Origin of the sequence: Microbacterium testaceum (genome assembly GCF_006539145.1) — a bacterium.
GTDB classification, from domain to species: domain Bacteria; phylum Actinomycetota; class Actinomycetes; order Actinomycetales; family Microbacteriaceae; genus Microbacterium; species Microbacterium testaceum.
In genome coordinates this window covers 14,934-28,163 of the sequence record NZ_BJML01000002.1, presented here as the reverse complement: position 1 = coordinate 28,163, position 13,230 = coordinate 14,934, and the positions used below count along the sequence as shown (strand labels likewise).

Sequence of the window (13,230 nt, the reverse complement as noted above, 5' to 3'; positions counted from 1 at the left end):
ATGACATCACCGACCGAGTTGGCCGTCGTCGTCCTCGCTGCGGGTCAGGGAACGCGCATGCGCTCCCGCACCCCCAAGGTGCTGCACCCTGTCGGCGGTCGTCCGCTGGTCGGTCATGTGCTCGACACCGCGGCATCCCTCGACCCGGCTCGCATCGTCGTCGTCGTGCGCCACGAGCGCGAGCTCGTCGCCGAGACCGTGTCGGAACTCGCGCCCGGCGTCGTGATCGTCGATCAGGACGAGGTGCCGGGCACCGGCCGCGCGGTCGAGGTCGCCCTCGACGCCCTCGACGGCTTCGAGGGCGATGTGCTCGTGCTCAGTGCCGACGTGCCGCTCCTCGAGACCGGCACGCTCACCGAGCTCCTCGCGACGCACCGCACGGGCGGTACCGCGGTCACCCTGCTGAGCGCCCGCGTCGATCAACCTTTCGGGTACGGCCGCATCCTCCGCGACGAGACCGACGGCGTGCGCCGCATCGTCGAACAGAAAGACGCCACGGCCGACGAGGCCGCGGTGACCGAGATCAACGTCGGGGTCTACGTGTTCCAGGCGGCGCCCCTGCGCGCCCAGCTCGCACAGGTGGGCACCTCGAACGCCCAGGGCGAGAAGTACCTCACCGACGTGGTCGGTCTGCTCCGTGACGCGCGGCTGGGGGTTGCGGCATCCGTCACGTCCGACGCCTCGGCCGCTCTCGGCGTCAACGATCGCGTCCAGCTGTCCGAGGCTGGGCGCACGCTCAACGCCCGCACGGTGCGTCGCTGGCAGCTCGAGGGCGTCACCGTCGTCGATCCCGCCACGACCTGGATCGACGTCACCGCGACCCTCGCCCCCGATGTCACGATCCTCCCCAACACGCACGTGCGCGGAGCGACCGTCATCGCCTCGGGTGCCACGATCGGCCCCGACACGAGCCTCGTCGACTGCGAGGTGGGCGAGAACGCCACGGTCACCCGCACCGACGGCACCCTGGCCGTCGTCGAGGCGGGCGCCACGGTCGGTCCGTTCGCCTACCTCCGCGCCAATGCGCGGGTGGGCGTGAACGGCAAGGTCGGCACCTTCGTCGAGGTGAAGAACTCCTCGATCGGAGAGGGCAGCAAGGTGCCGCATCTCTCCTACATCGGCGACACCGAGATCGGCCGCGGCGTCAACCTCGGCGCCGGCGCGATCACCGCCAACTACGACGACATCGCCAAGCACCGCACGGTGATCGGCGACGAGGTGCACAGCGGATCGCACAACGTCTTCGTCGCGCCGGTTACGATTGGAGCGGGCGCCAAGACGGGCGCCGGAGCGGTGATCCGTAAGGACGTCCCGGCCGGTGCACTGGCGCTCAGCGTGGCACCCCAGCGCAACGTCGAGGGGTGGGTCGAGAAGAACCGACCGGGCACCAGGGCGGCCGACGTGGCCGCGCGGGCTCGGGCTGAACAGGAAGCGGCCGATGGCTCGTAAGAAGAATCGTGTAGACCTCGACCGCGACAACGGCATCGCCCCCGGGCTCGTCGCCAAGACCAAGAAGCGGCTCGTCGTCGCCTCCGGTCGCTCGCACCCCGAACTCGCGAAGCAGGTCGCCGAGCACCTCGGCACCGAGCTCGCCCCCACCGAGCACCGCACCTTCGCCTCGGGCGAGATCTACACCCGCTTCGAGGTCTCGATCCGCGGCTGCGACGTGTTCGTGGTGCAGTCGTTCGGCCCCCCGGTCAACGAGTGGCTGATGGAGCTGCTCATCATGCTCGACGCCCTCAAGAGGGCCTCGGCCAAGCGCATCACGGTCGTCGCGCCGTATTTCCCGTACTCGCGTCAAGACAAGAAGGGCCGCGGGCGCGAGCCCATCAGCGCCCGCCTCGTCGCCGATCTGCTCAAGACCGCCGGCGCCGACCGGATCATGAGCGTCGACCTCCACGCCGCGCAGATCCAGGGCTTCTTCGACGGCCCCGTCGACCACCTCTTCGCCAAGCCCGTCCTTCTCGAGCACTTCGAGCAGGGGCTGACCGGCGAAGACCGCGAGACTCTCACCGTGGTCTCTCCCGACATGGGGCGCGTGCGCGTCGCCGACACCTGGTCCGACAGCCTCGGTGCCCCGCTGGCGATCATCCACAAGCGTCGTGACCCCAAGGTCGCCAACCAGGTCTCGGTGCACGAGATCGTCGGTGACGTGCAGGGGCGCACCTGCCTGCTCGTCGACGACATGATCGACACGGGCGGCACGATTCAGAAGGCCGCGCAGGCCCTCAAGGCCAGCGGTGCCCGCAAGGTCATCGTCGCCGCGACGCACGCGATCTTCAGCGACCCCGCGACCGAGCGCCTGCAGGACCCCGCGATCGACGAGGTCGTGGTCACCGACACCATCCCGATCGGGGCCGACCGCCGGTTTGAGCGTCTCACCGTGCTGCCGATCGCGCCGCTCCTGGCCCGCGCGATCCGTGAGGTCTTCGAGGACGGCTCGGTCACGAGCATGTTCGGCGGCGACGCGTAACCGGTCCCTTCCTCGACACTCAGCCATCTCCTCTCGGGAGGTGGCTGAGTCGTTCTCGGTCCGCACCGTCGTGCAGCGGGGGTGGACACGCCGGTTGCGGATGCCGCGGGCAGGGCGCATCGTCCGCGAAGGCCGCCTGGCGGTCCGGGGCGATGCCGACCGTCGTCCCCCTCGGATCGCCGGCCGCACATAGCCGGCACAAAAGAATGAACCGGGGGACGGCCAAGGTCGTGTCCCTACCGTGAGCACGTACGCGCCGCGAGGCACGACCGAAGGAGGACCCTCATGATCCGCACCACAGCCGTACCCCGTCCCGTCCGCATCGGCACCGCCCTGCTGGGCGTTGCCGGCATCGCCACCCTCGCCGGGTGCGCGGGCGGCGCGACGAGCAGCGACGCCGCCCCCGCCGACACCGCCGCCCCGGCCGCGAGCTCGGCGCCCACCAGTACCTCGGGTGCCGCCGCCGGCTCGGGTTCCTACAAGGACGGCGAGTACGAGGCCACGGGCCAGTACGCCACCCCCGAGAGCGTCGAGACCATCGACGTCACCCTCACGATCGCCGGCGACACCGTCACCGCGGTCCAGGTGACCGGCGATCCGCAGGCCGCGGAGTCCAAGCGCTATCAGGGCGAGTTCATCGGCGGCATCCAGAGCGAGGTCGTGGGCAAGAAGCTCGACGAGATCTCGGTCAGCAAGGTCGCAGGCTCCTCGCTCACGAGCGGCGGCTTCAACAAGGCCGTCGACACCATCAAGTCCGAGGCCAAGGCCTGACGGCCATGAGCACTCCGATCGCGACGGGCTCGACCTGGGCCTTCGATGCGATCGGCACGTCGTGGGCGATCGAGACGGCGCACCCGCTGTCCTCGGTCGCCCGCGACGCGGTCTCGTCCGTCGTCGAACGCTTCGACCGGGAGTGGTCGCGATTTCGCGACGATTCGCTCGTGTCGGCGCTCTCCGAGGGGCGCGCGGCATCCGTCCCGGTCCCGGACGACGCGGATGCCATGTTCTCGCTGTATCGCGAACTCGACGCGGCGACCTCCGGCGCGGTGAACCCGCTGGTCGGTGACGCGCTCGCGCGTCTCGGCTACGACGCGCGGCTGACCCTCGCGCCCGGGGGAGACCCGCAACCGGCCCCGTCGTGGCACGACGTCCTCACCTGGGACGCCGAACGCGTGAGCGTCGCGACGCGCGCGACCATCGACGTCGGGGCCCTCGGCAAGGGGCGACTGGTCGACCTCGTGCTCGACGTCGTGCGCCGGTTCGTCGACGGCGACGTGGTCGTCGACGCGTCGGGCGATCTCGCCGCGCGCGGAACCCCGGTTCGCGTCGGCCTCGAGCACCCCTTCGATCCGACGCTCGCCATCGGCGTCGTCACCGTGACCGACGGAGCGCTCTGCGCCTCGGCGATCAACCGCCGCGCGTGGGGAGACGGCCTCCACCACGTGCTCGATGCGCGCACGGGCGCCCCCGTGCGGGCCTACGCGGCGACCTGGGCTCTCGCCGAGACCGCGATGCGCGCCGACGCTCTCGCTACGGCGCTGTTCTTCGACGGCGGCCCGGAGCTTGCGGCATCCTGGAACGCTCACTGGGTGCGCATGCGCACCGACGGCCGCGTCGAGTGGTCGCCCGGCTTCTCGGGCGAGATCTTCTCTTCACCCTGATTCATCCCCCCGCCTCGACTCCTCTGAAGGGTTCCCCTCATGAGCACCACGCTCACCGCCGGTTCGACCCGGGTCCTCGGCCTCATCGGACGCGTCTCGATGTACCGGCTCGTCATGGCGTCGCTCGGTCTCCTCGCCGTCATCTCGCTCGTCCTGTCGTTCGCGGGACTGGTGGTGCCGCAGCCCCTCGCGATCGTCTCGAGCGCGGTGGTGCTCGCCGCCGCGTGCGCGCTCACCGATCTGGTGGCGCAGAGCCTGCTCCGGATGCCGCGCCGCCTGGAGTCCTCGCTGATCACCGCCGGCATCCTGCTGTTCGTCCTGCGTCCCACGGTGGAACCGGTGGGCCTGGCCGGTCTCGCTCTGGCCGGGGTCGTGGCATCCGCGTCGAAGTACCTGCTCGTGTGGCGCGGTCGGCACATCTTCAATCCCGCGGCCACCGGCGCGACGGTGCTGACGATCGTGAGCATCTGGGCGCCCGACCTGGGGTCGTCGGCGTGGTGGGTCGGCTCGCCGTGGCTCGCGGCCCCGGTCCTGGTGCTCGGCGTCCTGCTGCTGCTGCGCACCGACAAGCTGCCGATCGTGGTGGTCTTCTGGGTCGTCGCGATGGCCGTGGCCTTCCTCCGCACGAGCGTGCAGTTCCAGGCCGCGGGCTTCCCGGTCGACGTGCCGAGCGTGCTGCTGCAGGTGGCGTTCTCGTCGCCCTTCCTCTTCCTCGGCGCCTTCATGCTGTCGGAGCCGCTGACCCTGCCTCCGCGCCGTGTGCAGCAGTACGTCGTCGCGATCCTCGTCGGCGTCCTCGCGGGATGGCCGCTGCCGCTGGGCGAGATCACCCTCGGCCAGGAGCGGGCCCTGCTCGTGGGCAACCTGCTCGCGTTCCTGTTCTGCCTGCGCGCGGCCGTCCGTCTGCGGGTCGCGCGACGCCGCGACGTGACGCCCACGGTGCGCGAGCTCTCGTTCCACGCCGTCCGCCCTTTCTCGTTCCATCCCGGGCAGTACCTCGAGCTCGACGTGCCGCACCGCCGCCCCGATGCTCGCGGCACGCGCCGCGAGTTCTCGATCGTCTCGGCTCCTGAGGACCTGCCCGAGGTGCGTATCGCCTTCAAGGACGGCTCTCAGTCCTCCTATAAGCGGGCGCTGGCCGCGGTCGAGCCCGGCTCGACGCTTGCGGTCACGGGCGTCTGGGGCGACTTCGTCCTGCCGTCGCGGCCGACCTCGCCCGTGCTCCTGGTCGCGGCCGGCATCGGGGTGACGCCCTTCGTGTCGCAGCTGCGCCACCTGGTCGCGACAGGCCAGGACCGCGACGTGGTTCTCGTCTATGTGGTGTCAGAGGCCGCGGAGCTGGCCTTCCGTGACGAGATCGCCGCCAGCGGTATCCCCGTCGTGGTCTTCTCGCGCGATGAGCCGCTCGATCTCCCGACGGGCTGGGTATGGGCCGGACCCGATCGCGTGGATGCCGAGGGCCTCTTCCGCACGGTCCCCGACATCGCCCAGCGCTCCGCGTACGTCTCCGGTCCGCCGCGGCTCATCTCGGCGCTCGCTCCCGCGCTCGCGAAGGCGAAGTCACTGACCACGGACGCATTCGCCGGGTACTGAATCAAGGGTGGCGGGACGGAGTTCGACCCGGAAGGGTGGGGGAATGTCGTTCTCCTTCTTTCCCGTCGAGCCGTCCGGCGATCACGAGAACCCGTTCGATGAGCGTCATGAGCGGCAGCCCTCGTTCGAGCCTCCTCGCGACGAGGTGCCGGTACTCTTTCCTGCCTCCGAGGTCGTCGGGCGAGGAGACGACGTGGTGATCGCCCTCATGGGCGCCCGGGTGTACTCCGACGGGATCGAGATCCTCCTCGACCGGCATCTGCGCCGGGGCGGGCGGGATGCTCGAGAGTGGCAGCTCGCCCAGATGGACTTCAACGGGCATTTCCACATGGGGGAGCGGTCACCCGATCGATTGCGGTGGGGACTCGCTCTCGGCGATGGTCAGCATCTGCTTGTCGACGAGGCCTTCGGAATGCGGATGGATCAGGACTCGTCAGACGAAGGACCGGCGCCCCATACCGTCCGTCCGACCGGTGGCGGAGGCAACGGCGGCGGTGACGAGTACGTGATGCACGACGGGCTCTGGCTTCATCCCCTGCCGCCCGAGGGACCGCTCGAGATCGTGGTGAAGTGGCCGGCGTTCGGGGTCGCCGAATCCCGGGTCGTTCTCGACGCGGGGCGGATTCGCGCCCTCGCGGCATCCGTCCGTCCCCTGTGGCCGTGAACCGGGGGCGGGCCGCTCGCGTCCTCCTCCTCGCCGCGACGCTCGCCCTCAGCGGATGCTCCGCCGACGGCGGCGGAGACGGGGTCGCGACCTATGTCGATGCGGCCATCGCCGAGATGAGAGATGGGATCCACGCCGACACGGACGAATTCCGGGATGCCGTGGCTCGGGCCGAGCCCGAGCTGAAGGCGAAGGCGACGATCGCAGCGACTTACCACGGGCTGAGTGAACTGGCCGCGGTGGCGGGCGGGGTGCACTCGCGGCTGATGACGCCCGCGGACGTCTCCTCCATCGCCGAACAGAACGCGCCGGGAGCATCCTTCCCCGTGCCGACCGTGTCGACGCGCGACGGAATCAGCGTCCTCACGCTGCCCGGGTTCCAGGGTGAGGAGCCCGAGGCGGTGGAACGGTACGCATCCTCGGGTCGTGAGGCAATGCGCGCTGCCGCGGCTTCGACGGACTGCGGGTGGATCGTCGACCTTCGCGCGAACGGCGGAGGAAACGCCTGGCCCATGCTCGCCGTGGCGGCGCCGCTGCTCGATGACGGAGATGTCGTCGGGCTGAAGCGCGGCGAGGTCGTGCAGTGGGCGCACGTCGACGACGGTGGCGTCGTCTCGACGCCCGGGGGAGACGACACTGCTTCTGCCGGAGGGTTCGCCATCGACGCTCCGGTGGCGCTGCTGACGTCGGGGGTGACCGCGAGCGCCGCCGAGATCGTGGCGATCGCGTTCGCCGGACAGGCCGACGCCGTCCGAGTCGGAAAACCGACGGCGGGGTTGACGACCGGCAACGAGGCGAGGGAACTCCGTGACGGCGCGCGCCTCATCCTCACCACGACCTACGACGTCGACCGCACCGGCCGGGTCTACGACGGCCCCCTCGTCCCCGACGTCGAGGTCGCCCCCGGCCCCGACACCGAGGCTGCGCGCGCGGCGGTCAGGGAACGCTGCTCCTGACCGCCGGCATCCGGGACGTCACACCGGATCGGCGGGCTTCGCGGGGAGCCGCACCTCGAACGTCGTATCGCCGGGGGTGCTCTTCACGGTGATCGTGCCGCGGTGGGCGTCGACGATGGCGCGCGCGATCGAGAGGCCGAGGCCCGTGCCGCCGGTCTTGCGGTCGCGGGAACGGTCGGCGCGGGCGAATCGCTCGAACAGCTGGGAGGCGACCGACGGGTCGATGCCGGGGCCGTTGTCGTGCACGCGCAACACGGCCTCGGCGCCCTCGTGCGCCACCGACACGTTCACTTCGCTGCCCGCTGGCGTGTGCGTGCGGGCGTTGGCGAGCAGGTTCGCCACCACTTGGTGCAGGCGCGAGGCGTCTCCGGCGAGTTCGACGGGGGTGTCGGGGACGTCGATCGTCCACGAATGGTCGGGGCCGGCGGGGCGTGCATCGCCCACCGCTTCGACGGCGAGGCGCGTGAGGTCGACCGAGCCGTAGACGAGCTCCTGTCCCTCGTCGAGGCGAGCGAGGAGCAGCAGGTCCTCGACGAGCGTGGTCATGCGCAGCGACTGCGCCTGAATGCGTTCAAGCGACTGTTCGGTGGTCTCGACGGCCAAGGCGATGCGCTGACGGCTCTCGTCGTCCTGTGCCTGGCGCATGGCGCGCAGCGACAGTTCCGAGAACCCGCGAATGGATGCCAAGGGGGTTCGCAGTTCATGGCTGGCGTCGGCCACGAACCGGCGCATGAGCTCTTCGTTGCGCTGGCGCGCGCTGAGCGAGGCGTCGACGCGGTCGAGCAGGGTGTTGAGCGCGGTGCCCACCTGTCCGATCTCGGTGTGATCGTCGACCTGGTCGGAGGGGACGCGCTCGGTGATCGAGACGTCACCCTGCTCCATGCGCAGGGAGGCCACGCGGGTCGCGGTCTCGGCGACGGCTCGCAGGGGACGGAGCCCGAGACGGATGACGATCGCGATGATGACGGCGAGGAGCAGCAGGCCGCCCGTGGTCACCAGCGCAACGGTGGTGAGGATGGCACCGATCGTGCTGGTGACGCTCGAGAGGGGGAGCCCGACCAGGAAGATGCTGTCGCTCCCGGGCGTCTGGAACGTCCGGACGAGGTACTCGCCGAGGTTCGGCAGGTCGACCGTCTGAGCGTTCGAGTCGGCTGCGGCCTGCAGGCTGTCGGCGATCCGGCCGAGGTCGTCGGTGGTGAGAGCGCGCGCCCCGTTGTCGCCGACGACGGCCCCGGTGATCCCGGTACCCCGCGAGTTCATGACGAGGAGCGTGCCGGAATCGAAGAACCCCGACTCCAAGACTTGCTCCGCCGAATTCTGGAACGCCGCCCGCGGCTGGATCGAGGCGGCCGCTTCGTCGACCTGAGCGCCGAGGTTCACGTAGAGCACCTGGCTGAGGATCGCGCTGGTCGAGATGCCGATCATCACCAGGATGAACGCCACCATGCCGATGACGGCCGTCATCAGGCGTGCTTGCAGTGTCCAAGGTCGACGGAGCCTCTTCGACAGGGGCTCCCGCTTCGGTTTCGGCTCCGGTGTGCCGGGGTCGTCGTCGGCGGAGGCGTCGGTCTGCCCTACCTCGGATGGGGGAGGAACGGGGGGTGCAGGTCTCGGCGGGATACTCACTGAGGGGCTTTGATCATGTATCCCACACCGCGCACGGTGTGGATGAGCGGGTCGTTTCCAGCGTCGATCTTCTTGCGCAGGTACGAGATGTACAGCTCGACGACGCTCGAGCGGCCCCCGAAGTCGTAGTTCCAGACGCGGTCGAGGATCTGCGCCTTCGACACCACACGACGCTGGTTGCGCATGAGGAAACGCAGCAGCTCGAACTCGGTCGCGGTCAGCTCGATCTCCTTGCCGCCGCGGATGACCTCGTGGCTGTCCTCGTTCAGCGAGAGGTCGCCGACGCGCAGGATGGGTTCTGAGTCGCGCGTCAGGGCGGTGCCGGCGCGACGCATCAGCCCGCGCAGGCGCGCCACGACCTCCTCGAGGCTGAAGGGCTTCGTGACGTAGTCGTCGCCGCCCGCGGTGAGGCCTGCGACGCGATCGGCCACGGCGTCCTTCGCCGTGAGGAAGAGCACCGGCACCTCGTTGCCCGAGTGGCGCAGGCGCTGCAGCACCGCCATGCCGTCGAGGTCGGGCATCATGATGTCGAGCACCATGGCATCCGGCTCGAAGTCGCGCGCGGACTGCAGGGCGTCGAAGCCCGATCCGGCGGTCTTGACGTCCCAGCCCTCCATGCGCAGGGCCATGGACAGCAGATCGGTGAGCATCTGCTCGTCGTCGACGACGAGGACGCGGAGGGCGCTCCCGTCGGGGCGGGTGAAGGTGGGGGCGGCGGCGGTCGCGGTCATGGAACTCATTGTGCTCTCGTATCTATGAGCTTTCTATGGCGAGCCTTATGGGAATCCTGGGAACCGGAGATCCGACGGCTGAGAACGAGCCCTATACCGACTCCGATCGCGGCTCCCACGGTGTTCGCGACGACGTCGCGGACGTCCGCGACGCGCGTGGGCAGGAAGAACAGCTGGGTCAGCTCGATCGCCGAGCTCGCGACGATCCCGAGCAGGATGCCGTGCCACCACCGCCCGCGCCAGAGGATCACGAGCAGGCCGAGCGGCACGAACATCGCGACATTGGAGACCGATTCGATCACGTCGAAGGTGATCCACGCCGTCGCGGGCGAGGAATGCACGACGTCGAGTAGGCGGCTCAGGATGCCGCCGACCTCGGCGTCGTAGATCGAGGGGCGCAGCGTCATCCACCACACCCCGAATGCGTAGACGCACGAAGCGGCGACGAGCCAGGCCCGTCGCCGCTTCGCCACGATGACTCTCAGTGGGTGTCTTCTGCTTCGATCTCGGTGCGGTCGCCCGACCAGAGGGTGTGGAACGTGCCCTCCTTGTCGATGCGACGGTAGGTGTGCGCACCGAAGAAGTCGCGCTGGCCCTGGATGAGGGCCGCGGGCAGACGCTCGGCACGAAGGCCGTCGTAGTAGGCCAGCGACGAGCTGAACGCGGGAGCGGGGATGCCGCTCGCCGCCGACAGCGAGACGATGTGGCGCCATGCGTCCTGCGCCCGGCCGAGCGCCTCGACGAAGTACGGGGCGCTCAGCAGCACGGGGAGGGTGGCTTCGGCGTCGTAGGCCTCGGCGATGCGGTTGAGGAACTGCGCGCGGATGATGCACCCGCCGCGCCAGATCTTCGACACCGCGCCCAGGTCGATGCTCCAGTCGTACTGGGCGGCGCCGGCGCGGATCTCGTCGAAGCCCTGCGAGTACGCGACGATCTTCGAGGCGTAGAGGGCCAGGCGCACCTGCTCGATGAACGCGTCGGCGTCCTCGCCCGACAGCACGTCGGTGCCGGAGGGGCCGGGGAGCCCGCGCGAGACCTCGCGCTGCTCGGGGTGGCTGGACAGCGACCGCGCGAAGGTGGCCTCGGCGATGCCCGAGACGGGGACGCCCAGGTCGAGGGCCGTCTGCACGGTCCACGCGCCGGTACCCTTGGCGCCGGCCTGGTCGAGAATGACGTCGACGAGGGGCTTGCCCGTGTCGGCGTCGGTCTGGCGCAGTACTTCGGCGGTGATCTCGATGAGGTACGACTCGAGTTCGCCGCGGTTCCACTCGGCGAACACGTCGGCGATCTCGGCCGGGCTCTTGCCCGTGGCGCGGCGGATAAGGTCGTAGGCCTCGGCGATCAGCTGCATGTCGGCGTACTCGATGCCGTTGTGCACCATCTTCACGAAGTGACCGGCACCGTCGTGCCCGACGTGCGTCACGCAGGGCTCGCCCTCGGCGACCGCGGCGATGGACTTCAGGATCGGGCCGAGCGTGGCCCAGGCCTCGTCGGAGCCGCCGGGCATGATCGAGGGCCCGCGCAGGGCGCCCTCCTCCCCTCCCGAGACGCCCATGCCGACGAAGTTGATACCCGTGTCGCGCACGGCCTTCTCGCGGCGGATGGTGTCGGTGAACAGCGCGTTGCCGCCGTCGACGATGATGTCGCCCGGTTCGAAGACCTTCACGAGCTCGTCGATGACGAAGTCGGTGGGGCGGCCGGCCTTGACCATGATGATCGCGGTGCGCGGCTTCGACAGCGACGCGGCGAAGTCCTCGTACGAGAACGAGGCGACGAAGTTCGCCTCGGGGTGCTGCTCGAGAACGTGCTCTGTCTTGTCCTTGCTGCGGTTGAAGATCGCGACCGTGTTGCCCTCGCGGCTGGCGAGGTTGCGGGCGAGGTTCGAGCCCATCACGGCCAGGCCCACGACGCCGATGTTCGCTCGGCCGTCGCCGTCGCCCTCGGGGCGTGAGTCGGCGTCGGCGGTGGGGCGGTCCACCTCTTCGATGCCGGGCGCACCCTCGTGCACCTGTGCAGCCCGATGCGGGGCCTGATCCTGGTCGCTCGAGGGTCCGGTCGGGGAGGGGGTCGACGTCATTCGTTGCTCCGTGTTCAGGTGCGAGGAAGGGGTGGGCGGACTCGCGCGGGCCGCCGTTGCCACTGTATCGGCTCGGCCCGGACGTGTTTCAGGACGAGATCTGCGTGAGCTGGAGGCGGTCGATGACCTCGCGCACCTGCTCTTGAGGCGTGAGGTCGAGGTCGACGCGGATCGCGCGCTCGTCGGCATCCGGGATCTCCAGGGTCTCGAACTGCGAGGTCAGCAGCGACGGCGGCATGTAGTGGCCCTGTCGACGCAGCAGGCGTTCGAGCACGAGCTTCGGGTCGCCCATGAGCAGCACGAAGGTCACGTCGTCGCGACGCAGCACGTCGCGGTAGCTGCGTTTCAGTGCCGAGCACGTGATGACGCCGGGGCGACCGGCGGCGATCCGCCCGTCGATCCAGCCGGCGACCCGATCGAGCCAGGGCCACCGGTCGTCGTCGTTCAGGGCATGTCCGGATGCCATCTTGGCGACGTTCTCAGCGGGGTGCAGGTCGTCGCCCTCTTGGAAGTCCCATCCCAGGCGACCGGCGAGCATGCCGGCGACGGTGGACTTGCCGGTGCCCGCGGGGCCCATGAAGACGAGAACGGGAACGGGAGCGGTCATGGATTCTCTCTTCGTCGAAAGCGGTCGGTTCGGTGTCAGATGGTGCGGCGGACTTCGGTGAGCACCGCGGCGACATAGAGGCGCGTGTGCTCCTCGGCCGCGTCGGCGTCGGCGCGCGAGATCGCCTGGGCGGTCGCGACGTGGTTGTCGAGGGCGTCGGGGTTCGGTACCCCGGGAGTCAGTCCGTGCAGCGCGCGTCCCTCGATCGCGGCGGCGATCGGTGCGCGGGCGGCGGCGAGCATGAGGTTGCCGCTCGAAACCAGGATCAGGTCGTGGAAGGCGATGTCGGCGGCCAGGTACTCGGGGGAGTTTCCCCGCCCGGCGGCTCCGAGACGATTGAGCTCTTCCGCCAGGCGCAGGATCTCGTCGCGCTGCAGATCGGTGGCCCGGCGCGCGCTGAGGCGAGCCGCGACGGGCTCCACGGCCGCACGCAGTTCGGTCGTGTTGACGATCAGCTGGTCGCGGCGCCGGCCGGCGAGCTGCCATCCGATCAGCCGCGTGTCCAGGGCGCTCCAGTCGATGGCGGGCCGCACCGTGATCCCCACGCGACGGCGTTGCGCGAGCATTCCCATCGCTTCGAGCACGCGCACGGCTTCGCGGACGACCGTTCGCGAGACCTCGTATTGGGCCTCGAGAGCGGCGAGGGTCAGCACGCGTCCGGCGGGTAGCTCGCCATCGACGATACGGATGCCGATGGCATCCAGCACAGAGTCGTGCGAGGCGCGGGCCATGACCCCTCCTTAGGTCGTTTGGTACGACCATATCTTGTCAAAAATATGATCATTGTGTGAGGATGCCATGACTGCACTCGCGGGCGCGGCGCGACACAGCATGCCCGACGC

13 protein-coding genes are annotated in these 13,230 nt (G+C 69.8%); 7 read left to right on the top strand and 6 right to left on the bottom strand.

Annotated features, from left to right (window positions below; translation table 11 throughout):
* From glmU to MTE01_RS04255, 7 genes are all read left to right on the top strand, one after another.
* Nucleotides 1–1,449 carry a bifunctional UDP-N-acetylglucosamine diphosphorylase/glucosamine-1-phosphate N-acetyltransferase GlmU gene (glmU, locus tag MTE01_RS04285; protein WP_116238939.1) on the top strand — a complete coding sequence of 483 codons (1,449 nt, stop codon included), beginning with the start codon at nt 1–3 and terminating at the stop codon, nt 1,447–1,449.
* Nucleotides 1,439–2,473: a ribose-phosphate diphosphokinase gene (locus MTE01_RS04280; protein ID WP_141375902.1), complete on the top strand. Its 1,035-nt coding sequence runs from the start codon at nt 1,439–1,441 to the stop codon at nt 2,471–2,473. Before glmU ends, MTE01_RS04280 begins: the two co-directional genes overlap by 11 nt.
* A gap of 285 nt (nt 2,474–2,758) precedes the next feature.
* Nucleotides 2,759–3,244: an FMN-binding protein gene (locus tag MTE01_RS04275; protein ID WP_103206380.1), complete on the top strand. Its 486-nt coding sequence runs from the start codon at nt 2,759–2,761 to the stop codon at nt 3,242–3,244.
* Between the two features lie 5 nt (nt 3,245–3,249).
* Nucleotides 3,250–4,134 (top strand): FAD:protein FMN transferase, encoded by an 885-nt coding sequence (locus MTE01_RS04270; protein WP_141375900.1) that lies wholly within the window; start codon nt 3,250–3,252, stop codon nt 4,132–4,134.
* A gap of 39 nt (nt 4,135–4,173) precedes the next feature.
* Nucleotides 4,174–5,727, top strand: a complete 1,554-nt coding sequence (locus MTE01_RS04265; protein ID WP_141375898.1) for an FAD-dependent oxidoreductase — start codon at nt 4,174–4,176, stop codon at nt 5,725–5,727.
* A gap of 43 nt (nt 5,728–5,770) precedes the next feature.
* Nucleotides 5,771–6,391: a hypothetical protein gene (locus MTE01_RS04260; RefSeq protein WP_141375897.1), complete on the top strand. Its 621-nt coding sequence runs from the start codon at nt 5,771–5,773 to the stop codon at nt 6,389–6,391.
* Complete coding sequence (locus MTE01_RS04255; RefSeq protein WP_141375895.1) at nt 6,388–7,347, top strand: S41 family peptidase; 960 nt, start codon at nt 6,388–6,390, stop codon at nt 7,345–7,347. Before MTE01_RS04260 ends, MTE01_RS04255 begins: the two co-directional genes overlap by 4 nt.
* An 18-nt stretch (nt 7,348–7,365) precedes the next feature.
* Here the strand turns inward: MTE01_RS04255 and MTE01_RS04250 are convergent, their stop codons facing one another.
* The 6 genes from MTE01_RS04250 to MTE01_RS04225 all read right to left on the bottom strand — a co-directional run bounded on the left by MTE01_RS04250 (nt 7,366) and on the right by MTE01_RS04225 (nt 13,119).
* Nucleotides 7,366–8,811 (bottom strand): sensor histidine kinase, encoded by a 1,446-nt coding sequence (locus tag MTE01_RS04250; protein WP_141375893.1) that lies wholly within the window; start codon nt 8,809–8,811, stop codon nt 7,366–7,368.
* 158 nt (nt 8,812–8,969) lie between these two features.
* Entirely contained in the window at nt 8,970–9,704 is a 735-nt protein-coding gene (locus tag MTE01_RS04245) for a response regulator transcription factor (RefSeq protein WP_103206474.1), read from the bottom strand.
* 5 nt (nt 9,705–9,709) lie between these two features.
* Nucleotides 9,710–10,177 carry a VanZ family protein gene (locus MTE01_RS04240; protein WP_141375891.1) on the bottom strand — a complete coding sequence of 156 codons (468 nt, stop codon included), beginning with the start codon at nt 10,175–10,177 and terminating at the stop codon, nt 9,710–9,712.
* Nucleotides 10,178–10,185: 8 nt separating this feature from the next.
* Complete coding sequence (gnd, locus tag MTE01_RS04235; protein ID WP_141375889.1) at nt 10,186–11,781, bottom strand: NADP-dependent phosphogluconate dehydrogenase; 1,596 nt, start codon at nt 11,779–11,781, stop codon at nt 10,186–10,188.
* Between the two features lie 88 nt (nt 11,782–11,869).
* The gene (locus tag MTE01_RS04230; RefSeq protein ID WP_141375887.1) at nt 11,870–12,388 is read right to left on the bottom strand and encodes a gluconokinase; all 519 of its coding nucleotides are present in this window, start codon (nt 12,386–12,388) and stop codon (nt 11,870–11,872) included.
* Between the two features lie 35 nt (nt 12,389–12,423).
* Nucleotides 12,424–13,119: a FadR/GntR family transcriptional regulator gene (locus tag MTE01_RS04225; RefSeq protein ID WP_141375885.1), complete on the bottom strand. Its 696-nt coding sequence runs from the start codon at nt 13,117–13,119 to the stop codon at nt 12,424–12,426.
* Nucleotides 13,120–13,230 lie beyond the last annotated feature (111 nt).